The organism is Micromonospora sp. NPDC049529, from assembly GCF_055586685.1.
In genome coordinates this window covers 1-26,763 of record NZ_JBVJHT010000002.1, presented here as the reverse complement: position 1 = coordinate 26,763, position 26,763 = coordinate 1, and the positions used below count along the sequence as shown (strand labels likewise).

Genomic DNA, 26,763 nt, shown 5'->3' with positions numbered 1-26,763 from the left:
ACCCAGCGCAGTCATCGGCCCATCATCGACGCTCGCCGCACCGGCTCACCGCAGGCGGACGGCCGGCGTGTCGGATCCGCACCGCCGCCGGGCGGGCCGTCCCGACCGGCGTACGTTGTCGCACCGCACCGGTGCGGCGGGCGGCCCGACGGTCGTGCCGGTCGGGTCGCCCGCCGCCCGGATCAGCTCATCGCGGCGAGGAAGTCGCTGTAGAACAGGCCGAGAGCGATCGCGACCCCGATTCCGGCGATGATCCAGAACCGGACCACGATATTGACCTCGCTCCATCCGGCGAGTTCGAAGTGGTGTTGCAGCGGCGACATCCGGAACACGCGTTTGCCCGTGGTCCGGAAGGAGATGATCTGGATCACCACCGACATCGTGATGATCACGAACAGGCCACCGATGATCGGCAGGAGCAGCACCGTACGGGTGGACATCGCCATGCCGCCGATCAACCCGCCCAGGCCGAGCGCGCCGGTGTCCCCCATGAAGATCCGCGCCGGGGAGGTGTTCCACCAGAGGAAGCCGACACAGGCGCCGGCCGCCGCCCCGGCTATCAGGGCGATCTCCAGCGGGTCGCGTACCTCGTAGCAGTAGGTCGAGGGCCTGATGTTGTAGTCGGGGTCGGCGCACCAGTGCCGGTACTGCCAGAACGCGATCAGCGCGTACGCGGCGAGCACCATCACCGAGGCGCCGGTGGCCAGACCGTCGAGGCCGTCGGTCAGGTTCACGCCGTTGGTCGACGCCATCACCACGAAGATGAAGATGATCACCGAGACGATCTTGCCGACCTCGAGCGCGTTGATGTCCCGGATGAAGGAGAGCGTGGTCGAACCCACGGTCTGCCCGTTGGTGCTCGGGAAGTAGAGCGCGACCACCCCGAACACCGCACCGACCAGGATCTGCCCCAGCAGCTTGCCGCGCTTGTTCAGCCCGGCGCTGTTGCGCTTGCGCACCTTCAGGAAGTCGTCGATGAAACCGACCGCCCCGGCGAAGACCATCAGGCCCAGCAGCACCAGCGCGGTGATGGTCGGTTGCACCTGGGCGATCTGCTGGCTCGGCAGGGTGGTCAGGGCCAGGTGACCGGCGACGTACGCGATCACGGTGGCGATGATGAACACCACCCCGCCCATGGTCGGGGTGCCCTTCTTGCCCTGGTGCATGATCGGGCCCTCGGCCCGGATCGGCTGGCCCGCCTTGAGCCTGGTGAACACCTTGATCGCCAACGGGGTGGCGAAGAGGGACACCAGGAAGGCCACGCCGATGGCGACGATGACCGCCCTCACGCGTCAACCCCTCCGACGCCGTTCCCGGTCCCCGTCGTGCCGTCCGCGCGCAGCGCGTCGACCACCTCCCAGGTGCGGTAGCGCGAGCCCTTCACCAGGACCACGTCGCCCGGGCGCAGTTGGGCCCGTACCGCGGCCACCGCCTCCGCCTGATCGGTCACCAGCACCGACACTCCTCCCCAAGTACTCACCGCCGACGCCCCGTGGTGGATCGGCGCCGCCGAGTCACCAACCACGAAGAGCCGGTCGACGCCCAGATCGGCCGCGAGCCGGCCGACCTCGTCATGTCCCTGCTGCTCGAACTCGCCGAGCTCGGCCATGTAGCCGAGCACCGCGATGGTCCGGCGGTCCCGCCCGAACTCGGCCAGCGCACGCAGCGCCGCCGACATCGACGCGGGATTCGCGTTGTACGAGTCGTCGATGACCGTCACCCCGTCGGGACGGTCGAAGACGTCCATCCGGCGGGTCGACACCAGCCGCAGCTCACCCAGTGCGGTGGGCAGGTCGGCCAGTGGCAACCCGACCTCGATCGCCACGGCGGCCGCCGCGAGCACGTTGCCCACCTGGTGGCGCCCGGACAGCCCGAGTCGCACCGGCACGCTCCCGTCCGGGGTGGCCAGCAGGAACGAGGCCCGGCCCCGGTCGTCCAGGGTCACCCCGATGGCGCGTACGGCGGCGTCGGCGGCCTCACCGACCAGCACCACCCGCGCGGTCGTCCGGGATGCCATCGCCCGTACCCGTGGGTCGTCGGCGTTGAGCACCGCGACGCCGCCGTCGGCCTCGGCCGGCAACGCCTCCACCAGCTCGCCCTTGGCCTGCGCGATCGCCTCGACCGAGCCGAACTCGCCGACGTGGGCGGACCCGACGTTGAGCACCACGGCGATCCGGGGCGGGACCACCCGGGTCAGGTAGCGCACGTGGCCGGGGCCACGGGCGCCCTTCTCCAGCACCAGGAACCGGGTCCGCTCGTCGGCCTGCAACGCCGTGTACGGGTGCCCCAGCTCGTTGTTGAACGAACCGGGCGGCGCCACCGTCGGGCCGAGCCGGGCGACGAGCTGCGCGATCAGGTCCTTGGTGCTGGTCTTGCCGGAGGAGCCGGTCAGCCCGATCACGGTCAGCTCGGGCAACCGGTCGACCACCGTACGGGCCAGCGGCCCCATCGCGGTGAGCGCGTCGTCGACCAGCACCATCGGCACGCCGGCGACCTCGCGGGTGCCGAGCACCGCGACCGCTCCCGCCGCGACGGCGGTGGCGGCGTAGTCGTGGCCGTCGACGTGTTCGCCGGGGAACGCGACGAACAACGATCCGGGCCGGACCTTGCGGGAGTCGAACTCGACCGGTCCGGTGATCCGGGTCGTCGGGTCGGCGCCGACCAGCCGCCCGTTCACCGCCGTGGCCACCTCGGCCAGCGTGAGGGCGATCATCGCTGCTCCACCGGGTGGGCGAAGCGGGCGGTCAGCGCGGCGGCCAGCTCGACCTTGTCGTCGAACGGGTGCACCCGGCCGGCGATCTCCTGCCCGCGCTCGTGTCCCTTGCCCAGCAGGGCGACCACGTCACCGGGCTCGGCCAGGCGCACCGCCTCGTCGATCGCGGCCCGCCGGCCGGCCAGTTCCAGGATCAGGGCGTCGGCGCCGGCCTCCCGCGCGCCCCGGAGCACGTCGGCCCGGATCGCGGCCGGATCCTCGGTACGCGGATTGTCGTCGGTGACGACGACCAGGTCGGCGCCGCGCGCGGCGGCGGCCCCCATCACCGGTCGTTTCTGCCGGTCCCGATCACCACCGGCGCCGATCAGGCAGATCACCCGGCCACCTCCCAGGGTCAGTTCACGCAACGCGGCGAGTACGGCGACCACGGCGTCCGGTTTGTGGGCGTAGTCGACCACACCGCGCACCGGACCGGGCGCCTCGACCAGTTCCAGCCGCCCCGGCACCCCGGGACAGGCGGCCACGCCCGCCGCCGCGGTCACCGGGTCGACCCCGGCGCCGACCAGCAGCGCGATCGCGAGCAGCGCGTTGGCCACGTTGTGCCGGCCGGGCAGCGCCACCGTCGAGTCCAGCGCCAGCCCGTCCGGGCCGAGGGCGGTGAACCGCTGGGCGTAGCCGGAACCGCTGACCCCGGTGGCCCGCCAGGTGGCGTCCGGGTCACCGGCGGCCGAGTAGCTCACCGTGGCCGGCTTGAACAGCGGGCGCAGCGCCGGCTCGTCGAGGTTGAGCACCTCGACGTCGCACCGGCCGTCGAAGAGCTGCGCCTTGGCGGCGAAGTAGTCGTCCGCGTCGGCGTGGAAGTCGAGGTGGTCCTGGCCGAAGTTGGTGTAGCCGCCGGCGGTGAAGCGGACCCCGCCGACCCGGCCCATGGCCAGCGCGTGGCTGGAGACCTCCATCACCACGGCGGTCACCCCCCGCTCGCGGGCGGCGGCGAGCATGGCGTGCAGGTCGGTGGCCTCCGGGGTGGTCCGGACGCTGTCCAGCCGCAGGTCGCCGAGCCGGGTCTCGACCGTGCCGATCAGGCCGGTGACGTGCCCGGCCGCCCGCAGGCCGGACTCGACCAGGTACGCGGTGGAGGTCTTGCCGGCGGTACCGGTGATGCCGATCATGATCAGCCCGGCGGTGGGCTCCCCGTAGACGGCGGCGGCGACGGTGCCGAGCACCGCGCGCGGGTCCGGTACGACCAGCACCGGCAGTCCGGCGGCGACCGCGGCCGGTGCGCCCGCCGGGTCGGTCAGTACGGCCACCGCCCCCGCCTGCACGACCGCCGGGATGAACTCGGCGCCGTGTCGGCGCGATCCGGGCAGCGCCGCGTAGAGATCACCGGGCCGGACCTCGTTGCTGGCATGGGTGACCCCGGTCACCGCCAGGGCAGGATCGTCGGGCGGTTGGACCCCGAGCCGGTCGGCGAGTTCGCGGAGCCGGATCGAACTCACCGTGCGTGGACGTGGATTGCCGGGCACGGCGTCAGACCCTACCCGGTCGAGGGACCCGCACCAGACAGCCGCCCCGGTGGTTTGCCCGCACCCACCGATGATGTCCCGTAATGGCCGCTCAGCGGGGATAGACAACAAACTTCGGCGGTTTGGTCCCCGTTTGCGGCACCCGGTAGTGGGTCAACGCAAAGCTCATGATCTTCTTGAACACCGGAGCGGAAACGTCGCCGCCACCACCACCCGGCGTGTACGCGAACACCGCGACGACGTACCGGGGATTGTCCGCCGGGGCCATGCCGACGAACGAGGCGACCTCGCCGGGGGCGTACGAGCCGTTGAGGACCCGTGAACCGGTGCCGGTCTTGCCCGCCACCCGGTAACCGGGGATCGCGGCCTTGGTGCCGGTGCCGTCCGGCACGGTCACCACCGCCTCCAGCATCTCCCGCAGCGCGGCCGCGTTCTCCTCGCTGATCACCCGCCGGGTCTGTGGTGCGGGGGCGGGCGTACGGGTGCCGTCCGGGGCGATCGTCTCCTTGACCAGGTGCGGCTGGATCCAGGTGCCGCCGTTGGCGATGGCGGCGTACACGGCGGCCATCTGTAGGGGCGTCGCGTCGACGCTGTGCCCGATCGGGATCGACCCGTACGCCGAGCCGCTCCACTGGTCCGGTGGCAGCACCCGGCCGGTCGCCTCGCCCGGCACCCCTTCGCCGGTCGCCTCGCCCAGCCCGAACTTCCGCTGGTAGTCGTAGAGCTTCTGCGCGCCCAACCGGTCGGCGATCTTGATCGTGCCGATGTTCGACGAGTAGGCCAGGATGCCGGGCAGGCTCATCTTGGCCTGGCTGACACCGCCCGGCAGCGGGTGGGTGTCGGTGAACCTCTTGCCGCCCTTGGTGACGCTGGTGCCGACGGTGACCGTGTCAGCGGGCTTGACCACCCCCTCCTCCAGCGCCGCCGCGAAGGTGATCGCCTTGTGCACCGAGCCGGGGTCGACCACGAAACTGGTCGCGGCGTCCTCCCGGTCGGTCGCGACGCTGTTCTTCCAGTCGACCGCGCTGTAGGTCGGATGACTCGCCTGGGCCAGCACCGCGCCGGTCCGGATGTCGATCACCACGGCGGCGGCGATCGTCGCCTTCTCCTCCCGGGCCGCCGCGCTGAGGATCCGCTGGCACTCGTACTGGAGGTCACGGTCGATGGTCAGCGCCAGCGAGCTGCCCGGCTTCGGCTCGATCACCACCTTGTCGTACCCACCGGGGATCGGGCTGTTCAGGTCGCCCCGGCCGGCCTCGTAGACCCGCTTGCCGTTGACCCCGCGCAGCAACTCCTCGTACCGCGCCTCGATCCCTTCCAGGCCGCTCATGTCGTCGCCGATGAAGCCGATCAGGTTGGCCGCCACGTCGCCGCCGCCGGGCACCTCCCGGCGTTCGTCCTGGCCGGTGCCGATGCCGAGCAGGTTCAACTCCATGATTTTCTTCGCCGTGTCGATCTCGACCCCACGGGCCAGGTACTGGAACTGGGAGACGGAGCCGTTCGGAGTCTTCTTCTTGTTCAGGTCCGCGACCAGGGTCGACCGGGGGATGCCGAGCAGCGGCGAGAGCTCGGCGGCGACCTTCTCCGGCTCCTCCACCAGGCTCGGGTCGGCGTAGACGTAACGGGCCTCGACGCTGTGCGCCAGCACCGCACCGGACCGGTCGTAGATCGCGCCCCGGGGCGCGGCGAGGATCACCGGCTTGAGCCGGTCGTCGACGCTGTCGGCGTACGCGGGGGATTCCACGACCTGGAGCACGATCAGCCGGATGCCGACGGTGGCGAAGAGCGCGAGCGCGAGCATGGTGCCCAGCCGGAGCCGGCGGCGCGAGTCGGCCAGCCGGGGTGGACTCGGCGGCTTGCGGGGCGCGCGGCGCGGCGCGGCGCCGGAGCGTCCCGAGCCGGTCGCGGTGGTGGTGCCGGTCCGGCGCCGGGGTGCGGGCACCGGCCGGGCGACGTCGGCGGCGCGCGGGGTGCGCGGTGGTACCGGTCGCCCGGTGCCGGCGCCGCGCCCGGCGGCGGGCTCGGGAGCGGGGGCGTCACGCCGGGTACGCGCACCGCCGGTCCGGCCGCCGTCGAGCACCTGCAACGCCGGCCGGAACGGGTCCGCCGAACGGGTGGACCTGGGGGTACGGCGCAGTTCGGGGGCGTCGCGCAGGGTCCTGCCCCGGGGGGTGTACGCCCGCGCGCCGGAGATCCCGCCAAGGCCCTGCTCGGAGTCGGTGGCACCGCCCCGGACGGCGCCCCGTCCGCCGCCGTCCCGGTTGGCGCCTCGGGCCGGGGTGTCCCGGCCGGCGCCGCGCGCTCCGGTGTCCCGCTCCGAGCCGGCCTGGGACGAACCGCGCCGGGACGCTGACCCGTCCCGGCGCGGCTCATCGGAGCGTGGTGACACGCTAACCCCCCGCGTTCTGCTGACTGGTGATGGCCGGCTGACCCCCGGCCGGCTGCGGTACGCCGATCACCTGGCCGTCGGGCAGCCGGATGAAGGCCTTGGTGCCGGACTCGACCAGGCCGAGCTTGCGGGCCTGGGCCATCAGGTTGCCCGGCGCCTGGGCGTCGGCGATCTCCTTGTCCAACTGCTGCTGCTGGAGGTCGAGGGTGGCCTGCTCCTTCTGGAGCTTGTCCAACCGGATCGCGTTCTCATTGATCTTGGTGTTGACGACCAGGACCCCGAGCACCCCGCCGACCACGACCGCCAGGATCAGCCCGACGAACGGCGCCCTCGGCACACTCACCGGAATCGGCGGCGCGACCCGCAGCTGCGGTGCCTCGACCCGACCGGTACCGGCCGGGTGCGCCTCACGGGCGACGTCGCGGGCCCGCTGCGCCGCGCCACCGGCCGGATGCGCCCCCCGGGCCCGCTCACGGGCCCGCTCCGCGTGGTCCCGCGCGGGCACGGTCAACTCCGGTGCCCGCAGCGCGGCGCTGCCCTGGGTCGGGAAGCTGCCCTGCGCCGGAAACTCGCGCGCCCCCCGGGCACGAGCCTGCTGACCCGGCACCGGCCGGGTCGTCCGGGTGGTCCGCTCGGGCGTCGCCCGTTCCGTCGTCGCCCGCTCCGCCACGGTCCGGCCCCCCGACCGTGGTGTACGCGACTGAGCACCGGCAACGTCCCGGTGGTCGCGCTTGTCAACGTTCATGATCCCTCCCCCTCTACTGCCGTCCCGCCTTCGTCCCCTGGCCCCGATGGCCCCTTCTCCCGGTCCTTGGTGGACCGTCCCGGCGCCACGGCACCGGGGGCGTGCAATGCCTTCACCCGTCGACGGGGCCGTTCGCGGTCGGCCCGTCCGTGCTCCGCCGGACCGGTCGCCCGGTCCGGATCGATCCGTTCCGCTGCCCGCAGCCGCACCGAGGCGGCCCGCGGATTGGCCGCCACCTCCGCCTCGCTCGGCAACTCGGCGCTGCGGTTGAGCAACCGCAGCGTCGGGCCGGTGCCCGGCAGTTCGACCGGCAGGTCGACCGGACCGGTGCTCCGGGCCCGACCGGCGAAGGCCTGCTTGGTGATCCGGTCCTCCAGCGAGTGGTACGACAGCACCACCAGCCGACCGCCCACCGTGAGCGCGTCCAGCGCGGCCGGCAGCGCCGTCTCCAGCGCCGCCAACTCCCGGTTTACCTCGATCCGCAACGCTTGAAACGATCTTTTCGCCGGATGCCCCCCGGTCCGGCGGGCCGCCGCCGGGATCGAGTCCCGGACCAGCTCGGCGAGGAACGCCGAGGAGGTGATCCGGGACCGTTCCCGCTCCCGGACGATCGCCGAGGCGATCCGCCCGGCGAACCGTTCCTCGCCGTAGAGCCGCAGGATCCGGGCGAGTTCACCGTGTGTGTAGCTGTTGACGATCTCCTCCGCGGTCACCCCGCGGGTCTGGTCCATCCGCATGTCCAGCGGCGCGTCCTGGGCGTAGGCGAACCCGCGGTCGGGCGCGTCGAGTTGCAGCGACGACACCCCGAGGTCGAACAGCAGGCTGTCGACACGCGGGTGGCCGAGCCGGTCGAGCACCTCCGGCAGTTCGTCGTAGACCGCGTGCACCAGGTGGATCCGGTCGGCGTACCGGGCCAGTCGGGCCCGGGCGTGCGCCAGGGCCTCGGGGTCGCGGTCGAGGCCGATCAGGATCGTCCGCGGGTACGCGGCCAGCACCGCCTCGGCGTGACCGGCGAGGCCGAGCGTGGCGTCGACGTGGACCGTACGGTCGCCCCGGTCCAGCGCGGGGGCGAGCAGCTCGAGACACCGCTCAAGCAACACCGGCACGTGCGTGCCGCGCAGCTCCCCCATGTCGACCCCCACTGACCGGCTTCCTTGTCTGTTCACGTCTGTATGCTGTCAACCGCTCGTCATACCGCCAGATCCCCATCCGCTCTGGCCCGTCGGCCCGCCCCTGGTAAGGCGGGTCAGCGGATCGCGCGCCTGGCACCGGGGAAGAGGCGCCAGGAACAGGAGCGGCTGGAGATCTCGCAGTACGTCGGGCGTGTTGGCCCGCCCTACAGCCCGCCGGGCAACACCCCCTCCTCGATGTCGGCGAAGTCGTCTTCGCTCTCCGCGAGGTAGGTATCCCAGGCGTGCTTGTCCCAGATCTCCACCCGGGTGCTCGCGCCGATGACCACCAGGTCACGGTCGAGGGCGGCGTATTCCCGCAGATGGCCCGGGATAGTCACCCGGCCCTGCTTGTCCGGCACCTCGTCGTGCGCGCTGGCGAAGAACACCCGGCTGTACGCCCGGGCGGCCTTGTGCGTCATCGGCTGCTCGCGCAGCTGGTCCGCGATCCGCTGGAACTCGGGCGTCGGGAAGACGTACAGGCAGCGTTCCTGCCCCTTCGTGATCACGACACCTCCCGCCAACTCGTCCCGGAACTTGGCCGGAAGAATCAGCCGGCCCTTTTCGTCCAGGCGCGGAGTATGAGTGCCGAGAAACACGGCCCAACCCCCTCGCCCTTCCAGCGGCGTTCGCGGCGCCGCTGTCCCCCGGGCCGGCAGGCCCTCCCGGCCCCACCATTGGGCCCCACTCTACTCCACTTCCCTCCACCCGCAACCGGAAACGCAGGGGAACCACGACGGTGTCATTCGTAAAACTGCACGTCAGAGGGGGTGGTGCGAAGTGGAGGGGGCTCACGCGCCCGCCCGGGGTCCGCTTTCCGACAAAGATCAAATGTGGCCCGCGTACGGCCGGGCGGCGTCCGTCACGCACCTTTTGAGTGCCGTTCGGGTGACCGTCACCGGCGCATCGGGCCCGCGCACCCGGTCCGGGGAGGAAAGTGGGGGGAAAGGTGGAGGGGAAATGGCGACGGGGTGGAAAGTGGCGCAGACGGGCAACGGCCACGGCGGACCGGGCGGGCGGCCCCGGGCGGGCGAACGCCTCGTGCGACGGTCTGGGCACCATCGCGGTCCGGTAACCTCGCTCGGGTGACGGACGCGAGAATGCCCCTGCGGGCGAAGGTGGCCAGTTCCGTGTCGCGCACCGCGGCGGCGCTGTCGCGGGCCGCCGGACGTGGTGACGGCTCGGTGATCGGCGGCTGGATCGGACTCAAGATCGACCCGGACCTGCTGGCGCACCTGTCGGCCGGTCGGGCCATCGCCCTCATCTCCGGGACCAACGGCAAGACCACCACCACCCGACTGACCGCCGCCGCCGTGGGTGTCCTCGGCCCGGTGGCCACCAACTCCTTCGGCGCCAACATGCCCACCGGGCACACCTCGGCGCTGGCGAAGGCGGGCAACACCCCGTACGCGGTGCTGGAGGTCGACGAGCACTACCTGGCCCAGGTCCTGGAGGCCACCGAACCGCACGTGGTGGCCCTGCTCAACCTCTCCCGGGACCAGCTCGACCGGGCCAAGGAGGTCAGCATGATGGCCCAGCTCTGGCGATCCGCCCTGGTGCGGTACCCGGAGCTGCGGGTGGTGGCCAACGCCGACGACCCGATGGTGGTCTGGGCCGCGACCCCGCCCGAGATGCGCAGCGGGAACCTGAACACCCCGACGGTCACCTGGTTCAGCGCCGGACAGCGCTGGCACGACGACTCGTGGGTCTGCCCCGAGTGCGGCTCGCCGATCGAGCGGGCCCAGGACCAGTGGTGGTGCACCGGCTGCTGGCTGCGCCGACCCGAGCCGCAGTGGGTGGTCGAGGACGACGGTGTGCTCGACCCGTCCGGCGCCTGGCACAAGGTGGTGCTCCAACTCCCCGGCCGGGTCAACCTCGGCAACGCGGCCACCGCGCTGGCCGTCGCCGCCGAGTTCGGCGTACGGCCGGCCGACGCGGTCTCCCGACTCGGTGGGGTCGCCTCGGTCGCCGGCCGGTACGCCCAGGTCGTCCGCGCCGGACGCAACATCCGGCTGCTGCTGGCGAAGAACCCGGCGAGTTGGCTGGAGGCCTTCGACATGGCCGACCACGCCCCGACCCTGCTCTCCATCAACGCCCGCGACCCCGACGGCCTGGACACCTCGTGGCTGTTCGACGTGGACTTCGCCCCGCTGCGCGGCCGGCAGGTGCTGATCACCGGCGACCGGGCGTACGACCTGGCGGTCCGGTTGGACGTGAACGAGGTGCCGTTCCGACACGTACAGACCTTCACCGAGGCGGTCTCGGCGGTGCCGCCCGGCCGGCTAGAGGTGATCGCGAACTACACCGCCTTCCAGGACATCCGAGCGGAGTTGGACCGTGTCAACTAACTCGTACTTCCCGGTCGACCAGCCGAGCGGGTACGCGACGGCCTCGCCCAGCGGGTCGGAGAGCACGCTGCGGATCGCCTGGCTCTACCCGGACCTGCTCTCCACCTACGGCGACCGGGGCAACATGCTGATCCTGGCCCGCCGGGCCCAGCAGCGCGGCATGCCGGTGGAGACCATCGAGGTCCGCTCCGACCAGCCGCTGCCCACCAGCGCCGACATCTACCTGCTCGGCGGCGGTGAGGACGGGCCGCAGGCGCTCGGCGCGCAGCGACTGATCGCCGACGGCGGTCTGCACCGGGCGGTCGCCCAGGGCTCGGTCGTCTTCGCGGTCTGCGCCGGCTACCAACTGCTCGGCGGCTCGTTCTTCGCCAAGGGCGCCAAGTGCGCCGGGCTGGACCTGCTGGACCTGCACTCGGACCGGGGCCCGTCGCGGGCCGTCGGCGAACTCGCCGGTGAGATCGACCCCCGGCTCGGGTTGCCGCCGCTGAGCGGTTTCGAGAACCATGGTGGTCGGACCCACCTCGGCCCCGGCGTCTCCGCGCTGGCCCGGGTGAGCACCGGAATCGGCAACGACGGCAGCAGCGAGGGCGCGTGGCGCGGGAAACTGCTCGGCACCTACTCCCACGGGCCGGCGCTGGCCCGCAACCCGGCCCTGGCCGACCTGCTGTTGCGCTGGGCGACCGGGGTCAACGACCTGCCGCCGCTGAACGACACCTGGCAGGAGCGACTGCGGGCCGAGCGGGTGGCCGGCGTGGCCGCCGCCCGATCGTGACCGGCCCGCACCTCCGGCGGCTGCTGCGGCAGTTGTCGGACGTGCGGTTCCGCTCGCTGCTGCGGCAACGTTCCGTGCTGCGCTTCGGGGTGCTGCTGCTGATCCTCGGGCTGTTCGGGCTGGCGCTGCTGGTGGTCCAACCGGACCTGGCGGCGGCGCCCCGGGTGGTCGACCGGCTCGGTCCGGCCGCGCCGGTGGCCGCGGTGCTCGGCGGTGCGCTGCTGATGGTGGCCCTGGTCCCCCGAACGCTGATCACCGTCGCCTGGGGTGCGCTGTTCGGCCCGCTCGGCGGGGCCGGCTACACCCTGGCCGCCGCGCTGGTCGCCGCCGCGCTGGGCTTCACCGTCGGTCGGCTGCTCGGCCGTGACTTCGTCGCCGAACGGGTACGCGGCCGGCTGGCCCGCCTCGACGGCTGGTTCAGCCGGCAGAGCGTGCTCGGCGTGATCACCGTACGGCTGCTGCCGGTGGGCGGGTTCGGGCTGGTCAGTTACGGCTACGGCACCACCGGCGCACGGGTGGTGCCGTTCCTGATCGGCAGTGTGCTGGCCTCGGTGCCGTCCGCGTTCGGTTACGCCGCGATCGGTGCCGCGGTGGCGAACCCGGACGAGTTCAACTGGCTCTCCGTCGCCCCGGCCAGTTTCGGCCTGATCGCCGCCGCCGTCCTCATCACCCGCTGGCGCCGAGCAGAACTCGCCCACCGCCGCACCACCGCCCCGCCTCCCACCACGCCTCCCACCAGCTGACCCTCTTTCACGGAAAGAGTGGCTTCCCGACGGGAAACAACCACTCTTTCCGTGAAAGTGCGTGGATCTTGGGGGGTGGGTGCGGGTCAGGCGACGATGCTGACCATGCGACCCGGGACGACGATGACCTTGCGGGGTTCCTTGCCGGCCAGTTGGTCGGCGACCTCGGCCAGGGCAGCGGTACGGACCGTGTCCTGCGAGGCGTCGGCGGGGACCTCGACCCGGCCCCGGACCTTGCCGTTGATCTGCACCGGGTAGGTCACCGTGTCGGCCACCAGCAGGGCCGGGTCGGCGACCGGGAACGACGCGTACGTCAGCGAGGTGTCGTGGCCCAGCCGCTGCCACAGCTCCTCGGCGATGTGCGGGGCGAACGGCGCCAGCATCAGCACCAGCGGCTCGGCCACCTCGCGGGGCGTGCCGGCCAGCCGGGTCAGCCCGTTGGTCAGCTCGATCAGCTTCGCGATGGCGGTGTTGAACCGGATCCCGTCCATGTCGGCCCGGACCCCGTCGATGGTCTTGTGCAGCAGCCGCCGGGTCGGCTCGTCGGCGGGTGACTCCACCACCCGCGAGGCGCCGGTGTTCTCGTCGACCAGCGCCCGCCAGACCCGCTGCAGGAACCGGTACGACCCGACCACCGCCCTGGTCTCCCACGGGCGGGAGACCTCCAGCGGACCCATCGACATCTCGTACACCCGGAAGGTGTCGGCGCCGTACGCCGCGCACATGTCGTCCGGGGTGACGACGTTGCGCAGGGACTTGCCCATCTTGCCGTACTCGCGGGTGACCTGGTTGTCACCGTGGAACCAGGCGCCGTCCCGCTCGACCACCTCGGCGGCCTCGACGTAGCGCTCCCGCTCGTCGGTGTACGCGTACGCCTGGATCATGCCCTGGTTGAACAGCTTGCGGAACGGTTCGACCGAGGAGACGTGCCCCAGGTCGTACAGGACCTTGTGCCAGAACCGGGCGTACAGCAGGTGCAGTACGGCGTGCTCGGCGCCGCCGACGTACAGGTCGGTGCCGCCGGGGTCGGTGCCGCCGCGCGGCCCCATCCAGTACGCCTCGTTGTCCGGGTCGACGAACCGGGTCTCGTTGGTCGGGTCCAGGTAACGCAGCTCGTACCAGCAGGAACCGGCCCACTGCGGCATCACGTTGGTCTCGCGGGTGTAGCGCTTGGGCCCGTCGCCCAGGTCCAGTTCGACCTCCACCCAGTCGGCCTTGCGCGACAGCGGGGTCTCCGGGTTGGAGTCGGCGTCGTTCGGGTCGAAGGTGCGCGGCGAGAAGTCCTCCACCTCGGGCAGCTCGACCGGCAGCATCGACTCCGGCAGGGCGATCGGGGTGCCGGCCTCGTCGTAGACGATCGGGAACGGCTCGCCCCAGTAGCGCTGGCGGCTGAACAGCCAGTCGCGCAGCCGGAAGGTGACCGCGCCCTGGCCGTACCCGTTGGTCTCCAGCCATTCGATGATCCTGGCCTTGGCCTCGGTCACGGCCAGGCCGTCCAGGTCCAGGCCGCGCTCGGGCGCGGCGCTGTTGATCGCCGGGCCGTCCCCGGTGTACGCCTTGCCGTCGAAGCCGGCCGACGGCTGGACGGTCCGCACGATCGGCAGGTCGAAGACCTCGGCGAAGGCCCAGTCCCGCTCGTCCTGACCGGGCACCGCCATGATCGCCCCGGTGCCGTAACCGGCCAGCACGTAGTCCGCGATGAAGATCGGGATCGGCGCGCCGGTGACCGGGTTGGTGGCGTACGCGCCGACGAAGACCCCGGTCTTCTCCTTGGTGTCGGCCTGCCGCTCGACGTCGGTCTTGGCGCCGGCGGCCTTGCGGTACGCCTCGACCGCGACCCTCGGGTTGGCGTGCCCACCGGTCCAGGCGTCCTTCGTCCCCGCCGGCCAGGCGGCCGGGGTCAGCAGGTCGACCAGTTCGTGCTCGGGGGCCAGCACCACGTAGGTGGCGCCGAAGATGGTGTCCGGGCGGGTGGTGAAGACCCGGATCGGCTCCACCTCGGCTCCGGTCTCGGCCGGGGCCGCGACCGGGAAGTCGATGTGCGCGCCGACCGAGCGGCCGATCCAGTTGCGCTGCATCAGCTTGATCGGCTCCGGCCAGTCCAGCCGGTCCAGGTCCTCCAGCAGCCGGTCACCGTACGCGGTGATCCGCATCTTCCACTGCTTCAGGTTCCGCTTGAACACCGGGAAGTTGCCCCGGTCGGAGCGCCCGTCGGCGGTGACCTCCTCGTTGGCCAGCACGGTGCCCAGCCCCGGACACCAGTTGACCGGCGCCTGCGAGACGTACGCCAGCCGGTGGTCGTCGATCACCACGTTCCGCTCGGTCGCGGACAGCTGCGCCCAGTCCCGGCCGTCGGGCAGGGCCCGGACGCCGGACTCGAACTCGGCGATCAGCTCGGCGATCGGGCGGGCCCGGCGGGCGTCCCGGTCGTACCAGGAGTTGAAGATCTGTAGGAAGATCCACTGGGTCCAGCGGTAGAAGTCGACGTCGATGGTGGCCACCGAACGCCGGTCGTCGTGCCCCATGCCCAGCCGGCGCAGCTGCGCCCGGTACCGCTCGATGTTCGCCTCGGTGGTGGTCCGGGGGTGGGTGCCGGTCTGCACCGCGTACTGCTCGGCCGGCAGGCCGAACGCGTCGAAGCCCATCGCGTGCAGCACGTTGCGCCCGGCCATCCGCTGGTAGCGGGCGTACGAGTCGGTGCCGATGTAGCCCAGCGGGTGCCCGACGTGCAGGCCGGCGCCGGACGGGTACGGGAACATGTCCAGGACGTAGAGCTTCTCCGCACCGGCCCGGGGGTGGTCCGGGTCGGCGAGCGGCCCGACCGGGTTCGGCGCGTGGAAGGTGCCCCACTTCTCCCAGCGGTCCTGCCAGCGGTGCTCGATCTCCCCCGCCAGCCCGGCGGTGTACCGGAAGGGCGGGGTATCCGCCGCCGGCTCGGCCATGTCAGTCACGTCGTCTCCTCGCCGCGCTCACCGTTGTGCGTACACGGGCACGTTTCGCATTTCAGGGCATGCTTTTCCGGGCATAAAAAAGCCCCTCACACAGGAGGGGTAGCCGTGCTGTCGCGCTCGGTAGCGTCAGCACGGCTCGCTAAGAAGCAGGTAGGCCCGGGCCATACCGGGCAGTCTACGCCCTCACCCGACGGGCTGTCGCGCCCGGTTCGGGCGGTCGCGGGTACGGGGCCGACCGGTCAGCAGGACCGTACGTGTGGTCGGCTTGAGCGTCAGTTCCGGCTAGCCTGATTCCATGCGGGTGATCCGGGCGCGCCCCGCGACCGTATTTTCCCGCGAACCTTACGGCCGACCCAGCATGTCTGGACAGAGAAGCCGTGCTGCGACGAGGAGGAGGCCCGTGACACAACAGACGTGGGACGAGTTGGGCGGCGCACTACAACCCGACGAGTTCCGTACCGCGAGCGAAGCCATCGTGGCCAACATCGAACAGGTCATCGAGGGCAAGACCGCGACGGTACGGCTCGCGCTCGCCGTCCTGCTCGCCGAGGGCCATCTCCTGATCGAGGATGTTCCCGGGGTTGGCAAGACCAAGCTCGCCAAGGCCCTCGCCCGTTCGATCGACTGCTCCGTCCGCCGGATCCAGTTCACCCCCGACCTGTTGCCCAGCGACGTCACCGGGGTCAGCGTCTACAACCAGGAGACGCACGACTTCGAGTTCAAGCCGGGCGCCGTCTTCGCCAACCTGGTCGTCGGCGACGAGATCAACCGGGCCTCGCCGAAGACCCAGTCGGCGCTGCTGGAGTGCATGGAGGAACGCCAGGTCACGGTCGACGGGGTGACCTACGAGCTACAGACCCCGTTCATGGTGATCGCGACCCAGAACCCGATCGAGATGGAGGGCACCTACCCGCTGCCCGAGGCGCAGCGCGACCGGTTCACCGCCCGGATCGCGATGGGCTACCCGGACGCCGGGTCGGAGCTGGCGATGCTCGACGGGCACGGTGGACGGGACCCGCTGCACGCGCTGCAACCGGTCGCCGACGCCGCCACCGTACGCAGGCTGATCGCGACCGTACGCGACATCCACGTCGCCGACGCGGTCAAGCAGTACGCCGTCGACCTGGTCACCGCCACCCGCGAGGCCCCCGACCTGCGCCTCGGCGCCTCCCCCCGGGCCACCCTGCAACTGCTGCGGACCGCCCGCGCGGTGGCCGCACTGGAGGGCCGGGACTACGTGCTTCCGGACGATTTGCAGGCCCTCGCCGTACCGGTGCTCGCCCACCGGATCATCCCCACGGCGGACGCGCAGCTCGCCCGGCGGACCACCGACGCCGTCGTCTCCGACCTGGTGCACCGGCTGCCGCTGCCGCACGAACGGCAGCAGCGCTCGCAGTACGACACCCGGCCGGCGACTCCCCCGGACGGTAAGGGTCGATCCCAGTACGAGCCGCGGAGGCGGTGACCGTGCGCGAGGCACTGCGCGGGCTCACCACCCGTGGCCGGTCCTTCCTCGCCGCGGGGGTGGCGGCGGCCATCTCCGCGGCGATCCTCGGCGAACGGGACCTGCTCCGGGTGGCGGTGCTGCTCTGCGTCCTGCCGCTGCTGGCCGCCGCCTACGTCGGCCGCAGCCGGTACAAACTGGCCTGTTCCCGGTCGCTGGAACCGCAGCGGGTGCCGATCGGTGCCAGTTCCCGCGTGGTGCTGCGCCTACAGAACATGTCCCGGTTGCCGACCGGGACCCTGCTGCTGGAGGACCGGCTGCCGTACGCGTTGGGCAGCCGGCCCCGGGTGGTGCTGGAGCGGCTCGGCGCGCACCAGGCCAGCTCGGTGGCGTACACGGTGCGCGCCGACGTACGCGGCCGCTACGAGGTCGGCCCGCTGGTGGTCCGGCTGACCGACCCGTTCGGGCTCTGCGAGCTGACCCGCGCCTTCCCCAGCGTCGACCGGCTCACCGTGATCCCCCAGGTGACCCCGCTGCCCCAGGTCCGGCTGGCCGGCGAGTACGCCGGCACCGGCGACAGCCGGGCCCGGTCGGTGGCGGTGCACGGTGAGGACGACGCGGCGACCCGCGAGTACCGGCGCGGCGACGACCTGCGCCGGGTGCACTGGAAGTCGACCGCCCGCACCGGCGAGCTGATGGTGCGGCGGGAGGAACAGCCCTGGGAGAGCCGGGCGACCGTGGTGCTGGACACCCGCGCCACCGCGCACCGGGGCGAGGGGCCGACCGCCAGCTTCGAGTGGGCCGTCTCCGCCGCCGCCAGCGTCGCCGTGCACCTGCGCCAGTCCGGCTACAAGCTGCGGCTGGTCACCGGTTCCGGGATGGACGCCGACGCGGCCGAGGGCGGCGGCGAGGGTCTGCTGCTCGACCACCTCGCCGACGTGCGGCTGAGCCAGCGCGGCGACGTCGCCACCCTGGTCGAGCAGGTCCGGCAGCGCTCCGACGGCGGCCTGGTGATCGCCGTCCTCGGCACGCTCAGCGTCGCCGAGGCGGAGGTCCTGGCCGGGCTGCGCGGCAACGGCGCGACCTGCCTGGCGTTCCTGGTCGACAGCACCACCTGGCTGACCCTGCCGGCAACGGCACGGACCGAGGCCGACCACGCCCACGGCGCCGCCGTGCTGGCGCTGATGCAGAGCGGCTGGCGGGTGATCCCGGTCGAGCACGGCAGCCGGTTGCCCGCGCTCTGGCCGCAGGCCGCCCGGGGGTCGCAGGGCTTCGCCTGGCGGGCCGCGATGGCCGAGACCGTTGCCGGGGGCATGCGATGAGGGGACGACGTCATCTCGGGTTCGTCGCGGCGGCGGCGACCCTGCTCGCCGCCGCGCCGCTGTCGGCGATCTTCCAACAGTGGACCTGGCTGCTCCAGTCGGCGCTCGCGGTGGCGCTGATCGCCGGGGTCGCCACCCTGACCCGGTCGCTGCGGGCGCCGGTCTGGGCCCAGGTGCTGAGCATGCTCGGGGCGCTGCTGCTCGGCCTGACCTGGCTGTTCGCCAGCGGCGACGAACTGCTCGGCATCCTGCCGACGCCCGGCACGATCGCGCACTTCGGCACGCTGCTGAACTCCTCGGCCGCCGACATGCAGTCGTACGGGGTGAAGGTCCCGGACACCAAGGGTCTGCTCTTCGTCACCGTACTGGGGGTGGGCGGGGTCGCGATCGTGGTGGACCTGCTCACCGTCGGGCTGCGCCGGCCGGCGCTGGCCGGGCTGCCGATGCTGGCGATCTACTCGGTGCCGGTCGCGGTGTACGTCGACAACGTGCCGGCGGTGCCGTTCGTCGTCGGTGCGGTCGGCTTCCTCTGGTTGCTGGTGGCCGACAACGTCAACCGGGTCCGGCACTTCGGTCGGCGGTTCACCGGCGACGGGCGCGACGTCGACATCTGGGAGCCGTCACCACTGGCGGCGGCGGGCCGGCGGCTCGCGGTCGTCGGGGTGGTGCTGGCGGTGCTGCTGCCGCTGGCCGTGCCGCAGATGACCGACGGGCTGCTCAACCGGTTCAACAACACCGGCACCGGGGTCGGCGGCGAGGGCAACGGCCGGGGCGGCGCCGGTGGCGGGGTCCAGTTGTTCGCGGCCCTGCGCGGTCAGCTCAACCAGACCACGGTCACCGACTACGTCAAGGTGACCACGAACGAACCCGATCCGTTCTACCTGCGGTTCGGGGCGGCGGACCAGTTGCGTTCGGGTGGCTTCGAGGTCCGTACGCCGACCGGGACACCGCTGAACCGGATGCCCGACCCGCGCGAGGGGGCGGCACCGGGGGTGTCGTTCCAGACGTACCGGGCGCAGGTCGAGGTGACCAACTTCGACATGCCGCTGCTGCCGATCTACGCCAACCCGCTGTCGGTGCAGAACCTCGACGGCAACTGGCTCTACGACCGGGGCACCCAGACCCTGTTCTCCAGCCGGCGGCAGTCGAAGGGGAAGAAGTACTCGTTCGACTACGTCCGGTCGGCGTACAACCAGAAGGTGCTGGAGGCGGTGGCGCCGCTGTCGGGCAGTGATCCGATCCAGCGGCAGTTCACCAACGTGCCACCGGTGCCGCAGGTCGACGAGCTGGTCACCCGGCTGACCGAGGGCAAGCAGACGCAGTACGCGAAGGTCCGGGCGCTCTACGACTACTTCTCCCGGCAGAACGGGTTCAGCTACAGCCTGAGCACCCAGGGCGGCACCAGCGGTGAGGACATCGTCAACTTCCTCACCAGCAAGGTCGGCTTCTGTCAGCAGTACGCGGCGGCGCTGGCCTGGCTGGTCCGGGCGGCCGACATCCCGAGCCGGGTGGCGTTCGGTTTCACCGTCGGCAGCGGCCGGCAGGACAACACGTACACGCTGACCAACCTGAACATGCACGCCTGGACCGAGGTCTACTTCTCCGGCGTCGGCTGGGTCCCGTTCGACGCCACCCCGGCGGCGAACGTGACCGGCTCCACCCGGACCGAGTACGCGCCGGACACCGACGCGCCCGATCCGGTCGCCCCGGCGGCGGTGCCGAGCGCGGCACCGGGCGTGGGCAGCACCGCCGGGCCGAACCCGGACGACCGGTTGGACCGGGGCTTCGACGACGGGGTGGTGGGCTCCGAGGGGCAGCTCGCCGCGTCCTCGACGACCTGGCCGTACTGGGCCGGTGGCGGGGTGCTGCTGCTGTTCGCGCTGCTCGCCCTGCCGGCGCTGCTGCGGGCCTCGGTACGGCGACGGAGACAGGTGGCGACGCTCACGGCGACGACATCGGCCGCCACCGCCGTCGAGGGTGATCCGCCGCCGGGCGTGGCCCGGGTGGTGGTGACCGGGGCGGAGGCCGATCGGGCCCGCGCCGACGCCCACGCGGCCTGGGACGAGTTGATCGACACGATGGTCGACTTCCGGGTGACCGTGGACCGGACGGAGACGCCTCGGGCGACCGCCGACCGGTTGGTGGCCGAAGGGCTCACTGCGGGAGGGGCGGACGCCGCCCGGCTGCTCGGTCGGGCCGAGGAGCGGGCGAGGTACGCCCGCGCCCCGTTGACCGGCGGGGAGCTGAACCCGGCCCTGCGGGCGGTACGCGATTCCCTCGCGGCTCGGGCGGACCGGCGTACCCGGCTGCTGGCCACGGTGCTGCCGCCGTCGGTGCTGCTGCGCTGGCGCCTGGCGATCATGGACGGCTCGGGCCGGTTCGTCACGGCCAACGGCCGCTTGCGCGAGGGCCTGCTCCGCTGGAGCCCCCGCCGCCTACTCGCCAATAGAGCGAGGTAACCAGCGGTAAACCCGCGGGGCCCGGAACCGCACCTGGTTCCGGGCCCCACGGGCTCCCTCCCCCGCCCTCTGCCCCGCCCTCTGCCCCGCCCTCTGCCCCGCGATCTAGGGCATATGGTGGTGACTAGAGATCAACAAGCCACCATATGCCCTAGATCGCGGGCGCAGTGGGGGGCGGGAAGGGGAGGGGAGGGGAGGGAGGGAGGGAGGGGAGGGGGTTTTGGGGGGTTTTGGCGAGGGGGGTTAGGGCGAATCGCCAGAAAGTGAACAGACATCATCGCCGGACACCAGCGGGGGTGTCCGGCGAAGCCGCCTCGCGGGCGAACCCGCGAAGGCGGAACCACCCCGGTGTCAGCGGTGGCCTTCCGGCCGTTGCCGCCACCGGTCTTCGAGACGGTCGAGCAATGACATCCGCCGACCTCGCGTGCGCCGGCTGGTCGAACCACCGACCACGCGCAGATCGGGCGTTTGCCCCTTGCGATGGGACTGCATCGCAAACGCGGCCGCGCCGAGCATGACCACGAAGCCAGCCACTCCGATGAGCGGAGTCTTGTCCACCGTGCCGTAAACGACCAGTGCAAGGCCAGCGATGATCACGCCAGCGGCGACGAGCAGGCGACGTCGCGCGTGGAAACGCGGGTCGCTGGCACGCACAGCCGAGGCGAATTTGGGGTCCTCGGCAAGCGACTGTTCGATCTGCTCGAACAGCCGCTGCTCGTGCTCCGAGAGCGGCACGGCACTCCTCCCCGGTCACGTTGAGTCGGTCCGGTCGGACCGACAGACCGTGGCAGCCAACCGGCTGCTTAGCGCAAGTCTACGAGGGGGGTCGGCGCTCGGAAAGCGGGACGACCTACGGTCGCGCCTGATTTTCCGTCCGGCGCAGGTCATCACGCCCCAACAGACTCGCGGGCCGCACGATTGCACGCCCAAAACGGGCAGCCGCCGCGTCCGCCGCCGCCTCCGCGTCCCGCCAACCGTGCTCCGGCTCGTCCAGGGCGAGCTGTCGGGGAGTCGCCCGCTCGTCGGTCAACCCCTCCATCCGGACCCCGAGGAGGCGGATCCGGTCAGTCACCCTGAGTGCCACGAACAGGGCCCAGGAGACCTCGAACAACTCATGGGCGACGTCGGTGGCACCGCCGAGGGTCCGGGAGCGGCTGACCGTACGGAAATCGGAGAGCCGTACCTTGATCGACACCGTCCGACCCACCTGACCCGCCCGCCGCAGCCGCACCCCGACCTTCTCGGCCAGCGCCAACAGGGCCCGCCGGACCTGCTCCGGATCACTGATGTCGGTGTCGAAGGTGACCTCGGCGCCGATCGACTTCTCCACCTGCTCCGGGCTCACCCCGCGCGGATCGCGCCCCCAGGCCAACTCGTGCAGGTGCCGGGCCGCCGCCTCACCCAACGCCCCGCGCAGCATCTCCACCCGGGCCTGGGCGAGATCCCCGACCGTGGTCAGCCCCAGCCGGCGCAGCGTCTCCGCCGAGCGCTCCCCCACCCCCCAGAGCGCCTCCACCGGCAGCGGGTGCAGGAATTCGAGGACCAGCCCGGCCGGCACCACCATCAGCCCGTCCGGCTTCGCCCGGGTCGAACCGAGCTTCGCGATGAACTTCGTCGGCCCCACCCCGACCGAACAGGTGATCCGCTCCTGCTCGGCCACCCGGGCCCGGATCATCCGGGCGATCTCGGCCGGCCGCCCCAACAGCCGCCGGGCCCCGGATACGTCGAGGAACGCCTCGTCCAGCGAGAGCGGCTCGACCAGCGGGGTGACCGCACGGAAGATCTCCATCACCGCCCGGGAGGCGGCCGAGTATTCCGTGAAGTCCGGCGGCAGGAACACCGCGTGCGGGCAGAGCGCCCGCGCCCGCATCGACGGCATGGCGCTGCGGACCCCGTACCGCCGGGCTTCGTAGCTGGCCGAACTGACCACGCCGCGCGGGCCGATCCCGCCGACCACCACCGGCCTGCCCCGCAGCTCCGGCCGCTTGCGCACCTCGACCGCCGCGAAGAACGCGTCCATGTCGACGTGCAGAATCGAGCAGCCCTCGTCGTCACCATCCGGCCCGAAACGCGGGTCATCACCGCCCCGCACCGCCTGGCTCCGCCCCATAACCGCAGGCTAGACCCCCGGTACGACAGCACCCCGCCCGCTGTCGGGCCAACCCTTGACTTCGAGTGCACCTCAACTCGTAACGTCGCCGACGGATCCCCTCACCGAATGGAGTTCCCCGATGCAAACCGTCGCTCTGGGCCGCACCGGCGAGCAGGTCAGCCAGCTCGCCCTCGGCTGCATGCTGATGGGCACGAGCACCGACGAGCACACCTCGTACGCGATGCTCGACCACTACCTCGACGCCGGTGGCACCTTCCTCGACACCGCCAACTGCTACGCCTGGTGGCCCGGAGCGACCTTCCGGGGCGGCGAGAGCGAGTCCCTGCTGGGCCGCTGGTTCGCCCGCAGCGGGCGCCGCGACCAGGTCTTCCTCGCCACCAAGGGCACCGCCTGGATAGCCGACCCGGCCGCCGTGCTCAGCGGCCGCGCCGAAGCCCGCGACAACTACTCCGGTGCCGGCGCCGACACCGTACGCCGCGAACTCGACGACAGCCTGCGCCGGCTCGGCACCGACCACGTCGACCTCTACTACGTGCACGTGGACGACCGGTCCACCCCGCTGGAGGAGACCCTGGACGCGCTCGCCGGCCTCGTCACCGCCGGCAAGGTCCGCTACCTCGGCTGGTCCAACGTGCACACCTGGCGCCTCGAACGCATCCGCCAGCTCTGCGACCGGTACGGCTGGCCCGCACCCGTCGCGCTCCAGCAGCAGCACTCCTACCTGCGCCGCCGTCCCGGCGTGGAGCACGCCTCTATCGTTGACGACGAGCAGCTCGACTACCTGCGGGCGCACGACGACCTGACCCTGGTGGCGTACTCGCCGATCCTCAAGGGCAGCTACGACGACGAGACCAAACGCCGCGAACACCCGGTGCTCGACCCGTACCGGGGCGCCGACTCGAATGCCCGGCTCGCCGTACTCGACACGATCGCCGCCGAACTCGACGTCACCCCGAACCAACTCGTCCTGGCCTGGTTGCTGCACCAGGACAACCCCACCCTGGTCTCCCTGATCGGCCCGAGAACCCTCGCCCAGTACGAGGCCGCCCTGCCCGCCCTGGAAATCAAACTCACCCCGGACCACCTCACCCGCCTGGACCAGGCCACCGCCTGACCCACCCACCCCGTGACGCCGCGAGCATCGGGGGGCGGCGTCACAACCAGGGGTACGCGCAGACACCGCCCGCCGTACCCGACACCGCTGGATGCGGAAACGCTCCCGACCATCCCGGTCGGGAGCGTTTCCGTGTTGTCTGTGGCGCGATCAGCCGACGGGGCCAATCTCCTTGACGAAGGCCACGAACCCCCGCCACTGCGCCGGACCGAAGGCCAACGTACCGCCATCACGATCCTTGGTGTCCCGAACGAACACCCGACCGGGCAGGTTGTCGGCAACCTCGACGCACTCATTCGCGCCGCCGCTGCTGCGCGTGCTCTTGCGCCACCGCGCACCCGTTAGATCCATGTGTCTGCCACTTCCCTCATCAGGTCGACTGACTGGCCGTGCGGTAGTGCCTCACCCCTGACGGCCTCCCACGCTGCCTGCATCGCCTTGATGCCGTCCGCACGGTTGACCAGATGGCCCTGCACCTGGTCGTCCATGTACCCAATGATGGTCTGATCCGGTGCGGTGGCGAGCACGAAAGATCCGCTCAGCCCAGCGTACGCGCCGACCGTGTCCGGCACGATGTGCACGCGGACGTGAGGTTCTTCGCACGCTTTGATGATGGCCTGTATCTGCTCCCGCATCACCTCCGGTCCACCGACCGGCCGGCGCAGGACGGAGTGGTCGATCACGGCGGTGAACTGTGGGGGCGACTCGCCGGCCAGGACCGCCTGCCGTGCGAGTCGCTGTGCTAGGTAGCGCTCGATGTCGTCGCGGCTGAGTAGACCGGCGTCGGTCAGTATGGCGCGCGCGTACGCCTCCGTCTGGAGCAAGCCGGGGACGACCAGAGGTTGAAACGAACGGAGCGCGACGGCCTCACGCTCGGTGGTTTCCCAATCGATCTTCCACTTTGGCGTCCCGAACCGTTTGTCCAGCCGAGCGAACAGTCCTCCGGTCTGGAGCGCCTCGTCTACCCGGTCCCAGAAGCCGAGGGGTGGCTTTCGCGATCCGGTCTCGATCATTCCCACCAGCGAGGCGGAATACCTGACGGCTTTTGCCAGATCGTCCTGGGTCATGCCCCGAGCAGTCCGCATCTGGCGTAGCTCGTGGAGTAGCGGTTGATCACGATCGTCGTCCAACTTCACACCATCCCACAATCTCTACCGGGCGCCCACGGCACCCAAAATCACCGAGTCACCGATACAGCAGCCCACAAGATGCCCACGGCCTCCCGAAATGCCTTCCGAGACTAATCCCCTCCACACCACAGTGTCATCAAGGAACCGCTCGGACCCTCCCGGTAGGACGACGACCGGACGTGGACGGGCGGAACCGGGGATCGTCCCGCACCCGCATTGCTCGACATTGGGGCGACCCCACCTAATCCAAGCCGAGGGAGGCGCAAACGTGCGCGACAACCAGACCGACCCGACCACCGACGATTCGGCCTCCGACGAGAGGCAACCCGATACGCCGCCAGCTCCCGGCACACGGCGCCGGATGCCCAACGCCGGCCGGTACGACTCCGACCGCCGGAGCGTACCCATGGAGTTCTTTGCTGTCGGGATGTCCGGACGCGTCCGGCGGAACCCCACCACGTGACCGATGAGTGGGGAACCGAGCCTCGACCGGTCTGCCTCACAGGCCGGCGTCGAGGAATCATGAGCAGGCAGGACGAGCCGCTGACGAGGGCCGGGATCTGGTGGGCCGTCCGCATGACACTCCAAGGTCACGTCAACGGCCGACGCTGTCCACAGTGCACGGACGAGCACGAGTGCCGGCAACTCGACTGGGCGATCAAGGAGTGGACCGAGGCCAGGCCGACCTCACCGGTATCGGTACTACTCGCCGGGGCGGGGGTGATCCCGTGACCAACGCATCAAGCTCGGCCGCACCCCCTCCCGTCGAGAATGTGGGAACAGCCGCCCCGGCCGGGGACGGCACACGCTCACTGGTGAAAGTCACCGTCAATCTTGCCCCGCGCGCGGTGGACGCGCTCGATCTGGCCTGCGGGCGCACGCGGGACAGCAAGACGGACACGATCAATCGGGCGCTGGTCGTCTAGAACCTGGTGCTGGAGTTGATGGAACGTGACGGCGGGAGCCTCACCCTGCAAAACCGCGACGGTGGCACCGAACGGGTACACCTGCTCTGACGGGAGTGCGGCATGGGTCACGACGAGACCGAATCGCAGGGCGCCCTGCACCGACCGAAGGAAAACTGGTACTGCACCGATGACGGCGAGGAATGGCCGTGCCCGACCTGGAAACGCCGCATGTGGACGTACTACCGGCATGACCGACCCCGGCTGGAGGGGATCATGGCCAAATACCGCGACAGCGCCATAGTGGGCGGCATGCCCCGCGAGATCGCCATCGTCCGGTTCATCGGATGGGTCAGGGACCCACCCGTCCGACAGGTGAAACGATCAATCTGACCACACATCTGGCCAAAGAAATCCGCTACGGATAACGTCGACCGCCATAGATGTTCGGCCGACCAAAGGAGATCACCGTGCTTCGCAGGTTCTGGCTACCCGCCGCCGCCACCGTTCTCCTCCTTCTCACCGCCGCTCCGGCCTCGGCGATACCGCCGAACCCGTGCGGGCGCGTCCAATCCTGCGTCACCACCTACTACGCCTACGGCTACCCCGGCGCCCCGAGCGGCGCGCAAGGCACCAACTGCGATGGCTACCACTTCTCCTGGGGCGACCTCTCCGGCTACCAGGTGACCGTCTACGAACAATGCGGCAACGGCCCGCTCTGACCCTTCCCCCGCCCAGCGCCACCCACGCCGCGACGGGTCGAACGGCTTCGCCGTATCCCAAACCGATCGTGCGACAACGCACCCGGCGCCCACCCGACCAGAGCAAGCCGGACGGGGTTGGGGGGGGGGGGGGGGGGGGGGGGGGGGGGGGGGGGGGGGAGGAGGGGGGGGGGGGGGGGGGGGGGGGGGGGGAGAAGGACT

At 71.4% G+C, this 26,763-nt stretch carries 22 protein-coding genes; 10 read left to right on the top strand and 12 right to left on the bottom strand.

Annotated features, from left to right (window positions below; all coding sequences use genetic code 11):
* Positions 1-182 precede the first annotated feature (182 nt).
* From mraY to mraZ, 7 genes are all read right to left on the bottom strand, one after another.
* Positions 183-1,289, bottom strand: a complete 1,107-nt coding sequence (gene mraY / locus ACZ6QQ_RS02875; protein ID WP_465873820.1) for a phospho-N-acetylmuramoyl-pentapeptide-transferase — start codon at positions 1,287-1,289, stop codon at positions 183-185.
* The gene (locus ACZ6QQ_RS02870) at positions 1,286-2,713 is read right to left on the bottom strand and encodes a UDP-N-acetylmuramoyl-tripeptide--D-alanyl-D-alanine ligase (protein ID WP_465873818.1); all 1,428 of its coding nucleotides are present in this window, start codon (positions 2,711-2,713) and stop codon (positions 1,286-1,288) included. Before ACZ6QQ_RS02870 ends, mraY begins: the two co-directional genes overlap by 4 nt.
* Entirely contained in the window at positions 2,710-4,236 is a 1,527-nt protein-coding gene (locus ACZ6QQ_RS02865; protein ID WP_465873817.1) for a UDP-N-acetylmuramoyl-L-alanyl-D-glutamate--2,6-diaminopimelate ligase, read from the bottom strand. Before ACZ6QQ_RS02865 ends, ACZ6QQ_RS02870 begins: the two co-directional genes overlap by 4 nt.
* Positions 4,237-4,327: 91 nt before the next feature.
* Positions 4,328-6,625 carry a peptidoglycan D,D-transpeptidase FtsI family protein gene (locus tag ACZ6QQ_RS02860; RefSeq protein WP_465873815.1) on the bottom strand — a complete coding sequence of 766 codons (2,298 nt, stop codon included), beginning with the start codon at positions 6,623-6,625 and terminating at the stop codon, positions 4,328-4,330.
* Between the two features lies 1 nt (position 6,626).
* Positions 6,627-7,370 carry a cell division protein FtsL gene (gene ftsL / locus ACZ6QQ_RS02855; protein WP_465873813.1) on the bottom strand — a complete coding sequence of 248 codons (744 nt, stop codon included), beginning with the start codon at positions 7,368-7,370 and terminating at the stop codon, positions 6,627-6,629.
* The gene (gene rsmH / locus ACZ6QQ_RS02850) at positions 7,367-8,500 is read right to left on the bottom strand and encodes a 16S rRNA (cytosine(1402)-N(4))-methyltransferase RsmH (protein ID WP_465874493.1); all 1,134 of its coding nucleotides are present in this window, start codon (positions 8,498-8,500) and stop codon (positions 7,367-7,369) included. Before rsmH ends, ftsL begins: the two co-directional genes overlap by 4 nt.
* 206 nt (positions 8,501-8,706) lie before the next feature.
* Entirely contained in the window at positions 8,707-9,138 is a 432-nt protein-coding gene (gene mraZ, locus ACZ6QQ_RS02845; protein ID WP_465873811.1) for a division/cell wall cluster transcriptional repressor MraZ, read from the bottom strand.
* Between the two features lie 501 nt (positions 9,139-9,639).
* Here mraZ and ACZ6QQ_RS02840 point away from each other — a divergent pair.
* The 3 genes from ACZ6QQ_RS02840 to ACZ6QQ_RS02830 all read left to right on the top strand — a co-directional run bounded on the left by ACZ6QQ_RS02840 (position 9,640) and on the right by ACZ6QQ_RS02830 (position 12,402).
* A complete protein-coding gene (locus ACZ6QQ_RS02840; protein ID WP_465874491.1) occupies positions 9,640-10,887 on the top strand; it encodes a MurT ligase domain-containing protein in 1,248 nt (415 codons plus the stop codon).
* Between the two features lie 67 nt (positions 10,888-10,954).
* Positions 10,955-11,659 (top strand): type 1 glutamine amidotransferase, encoded by a 705-nt coding sequence (locus ACZ6QQ_RS02835; RefSeq protein WP_465874489.1) that lies wholly within the window; start codon positions 10,955-10,957, stop codon positions 11,657-11,659.
* A 20-nt stretch (positions 11,660-11,679) separates the two neighbouring features.
* On the top strand, positions 11,680-12,402 hold the full coding sequence (locus ACZ6QQ_RS02830; RefSeq protein WP_465874488.1) for a TVP38/TMEM64 family protein: 723 nt from the start codon (positions 11,680-11,682) through the stop codon (positions 12,400-12,402).
* Between the two features lie 86 nt (positions 12,403-12,488).
* On the opposite strand, the gene leuS is transcribed toward ACZ6QQ_RS02830, so the two are convergent.
* A complete protein-coding gene (leuS, locus tag ACZ6QQ_RS02825; RefSeq protein WP_465874486.1) occupies positions 12,489-15,344 on the bottom strand; it encodes a leucine--tRNA ligase in 2,856 nt (951 codons plus the stop codon).
* A gap of 409 nt (positions 15,345-15,753) precedes the next feature.
* Between leuS and ACZ6QQ_RS02820 the strand changes: the two genes are divergently transcribed.
* The 3 genes from ACZ6QQ_RS02820 to ACZ6QQ_RS02810 are packed head-to-tail and all read left to right on the top strand — an operon-like array spanning position 15,754 to position 20,578.
* Positions 15,754-16,818: an AAA family ATPase gene (locus ACZ6QQ_RS02820; RefSeq protein WP_329102473.1), complete on the top strand. Its 1,065-nt coding sequence runs from the start codon at positions 15,754-15,756 to the stop codon at positions 16,816-16,818.
* Between the two features lie 2 nt (positions 16,819-16,820).
* Positions 16,821-18,119: a DUF58 domain-containing protein gene (locus ACZ6QQ_RS02815; protein WP_465874484.1), complete on the top strand. Its 1,299-nt coding sequence runs from the start codon at positions 16,821-16,823 to the stop codon at positions 18,117-18,119.
* Positions 18,116-20,578, top strand: coding sequence for a transglutaminase TgpA family protein (locus ACZ6QQ_RS02810; protein WP_465873809.1), 2,463 nt, complete (start codon positions 18,116-18,118; stop codon positions 20,576-20,578). Before ACZ6QQ_RS02815 ends, ACZ6QQ_RS02810 begins: the two co-directional genes overlap by 4 nt.
* Before the next feature lie 351 nt (positions 20,579-20,929).
* Here ACZ6QQ_RS02810 and ACZ6QQ_RS02805 read toward each other — a convergent pair whose 3' ends face one another.
* Positions 20,930-21,313 (bottom strand): DUF3040 domain-containing protein, encoded by a 384-nt coding sequence (locus ACZ6QQ_RS02805; RefSeq protein ID WP_465873808.1) that lies wholly within the window; start codon positions 21,311-21,313, stop codon positions 20,930-20,932.
* Positions 21,314-21,428: 115 nt separating this feature from the next.
* Complete coding sequence (locus tag ACZ6QQ_RS02800; RefSeq protein ID WP_465873806.1) at positions 21,429-22,688, bottom strand: DNA polymerase IV; 1,260 nt, start codon at positions 22,686-22,688, stop codon at positions 21,429-21,431.
* A 121-nt stretch (positions 22,689-22,809) separates the two neighbouring features.
* Between ACZ6QQ_RS02800 and ACZ6QQ_RS02795 the strand changes: the two genes are divergently transcribed.
* Complete coding sequence (locus ACZ6QQ_RS02795; RefSeq protein WP_465873805.1) at positions 22,810-23,805, top strand: aldo/keto reductase; 996 nt, start codon at positions 22,810-22,812, stop codon at positions 23,803-23,805.
* A gap of 150 nt (positions 23,806-23,955) precedes the next feature.
* On the opposite strand, the gene ACZ6QQ_RS02790 is transcribed toward ACZ6QQ_RS02795, so the two are convergent.
* Both ACZ6QQ_RS02790 and ACZ6QQ_RS02785 read right to left on the bottom strand, forming a co-directional pair.
* The gene (locus tag ACZ6QQ_RS02790) at positions 23,956-24,156 is read right to left on the bottom strand and encodes a DUF397 domain-containing protein (protein WP_465873803.1); all 201 of its coding nucleotides are present in this window, start codon (positions 24,154-24,156) and stop codon (positions 23,956-23,958) included.
* Positions 24,147-24,941 carry a helix-turn-helix domain-containing protein gene (locus tag ACZ6QQ_RS02785; protein WP_465873801.1) on the bottom strand — a complete coding sequence of 265 codons (795 nt, stop codon included), beginning with the start codon at positions 24,939-24,941 and terminating at the stop codon, positions 24,147-24,149. The genes ACZ6QQ_RS02790 and ACZ6QQ_RS02785 overlap by 10 nt, the downstream gene beginning before the upstream one ends.
* A gap of 516 nt (positions 24,942-25,457) precedes the next feature.
* Between ACZ6QQ_RS02785 and ACZ6QQ_RS02780 the strand changes: the two genes are divergently transcribed.
* The 3 genes from ACZ6QQ_RS02780 to ACZ6QQ_RS02770 all read left to right on the top strand — a co-directional run bounded on the left by ACZ6QQ_RS02780 (position 25,458) and on the right by ACZ6QQ_RS02770 (position 26,562).
* Positions 25,458-25,667, top strand: a complete 210-nt coding sequence (locus ACZ6QQ_RS02780) for a hypothetical protein (RefSeq protein WP_465873799.1) — start codon at positions 25,458-25,460, stop codon at positions 25,665-25,667.
* Between the two features lie 296 nt (positions 25,668-25,963).
* Complete coding sequence (locus tag ACZ6QQ_RS02775; RefSeq protein ID WP_465873798.1) at positions 25,964-26,233, top strand: hypothetical protein; 270 nt, start codon at positions 25,964-25,966, stop codon at positions 26,231-26,233.
* 77 nt (positions 26,234-26,310) lie between these two features.
* Positions 26,311-26,562, top strand: a complete 252-nt coding sequence (locus ACZ6QQ_RS02770) for a hypothetical protein (protein ID WP_465873796.1) — start codon at positions 26,311-26,313, stop codon at positions 26,560-26,562.
* Positions 26,563-26,763: the final 201 nt, after the last annotated feature.

What these genes read in the sequence shown, in the direction of transcription:
- ftsL (WP_465873813.1), bottom strand. Translation starts at nt 7,370, where the DNA reads ATGAACGTTGACAAGCGCGACCACCGGGACGTTGCCGGTGCTCAGTCG.
- ACZ6QQ_RS02780 (WP_465873799.1), top strand. Translation starts at nt 25,458, where the DNA reads ATGAGCAGGCAGGACGAGCCGCTGACGAGGGCCGGGATCTGGTGGGCC.
- ACZ6QQ_RS02810 (WP_465873809.1), top strand. Translation starts at nt 18,116, where the DNA reads ATGAGGGGACGACGTCATCTCGGGTTCGTCGCGGCGGCGGCGACCCTG.
- ACZ6QQ_RS02870 (WP_465873818.1), bottom strand. Translation starts at nt 2,713, where the DNA reads ATGATCGCCCTCACGCTGGCCGAGGTGGCCACGGCGGTGAACGGGCGG.
- ACZ6QQ_RS02800 (WP_465873806.1), bottom strand. Translation starts at nt 22,688, where the DNA reads ATGGGGCGGAGCCAGGCGGTGCGGGGCGGTGATGACCCGCGTTTCGGG.
- ACZ6QQ_RS02795 (WP_465873805.1), top strand. Translation starts at nt 22,810, where the DNA reads ATGCAAACCGTCGCTCTGGGCCGCACCGGCGAGCAGGTCAGCCAGCTC.
- leuS (WP_465874486.1), bottom strand. Translation starts at nt 15,344, where the DNA reads ATGGCCGAGCCGGCGGCGGATACCCCGCCCTTCCGGTACACCGCCGGG.
- ACZ6QQ_RS02790 (WP_465873803.1), bottom strand. Translation starts at nt 24,156, where the DNA reads ATGGATCTAACGGGTGCGCGGTGGCGCAAGAGCACGCGCAGCAGCGGC.
- rsmH (WP_465874493.1), bottom strand. Translation starts at nt 8,500, where the DNA reads ATGGGGGAGCTGCGCGGCACGCACGTGCCGGTGTTGCTTGAGCGGTGT.
- ACZ6QQ_RS02775 (WP_465873798.1), top strand. Translation starts at nt 25,964, where the DNA reads ATGGGTCACGACGAGACCGAATCGCAGGGCGCCCTGCACCGACCGAAG.
- ACZ6QQ_RS02840 (WP_465874491.1), top strand. Translation starts at nt 9,640, where the DNA reads ATGCCCCTGCGGGCGAAGGTGGCCAGTTCCGTGTCGCGCACCGCGGCG.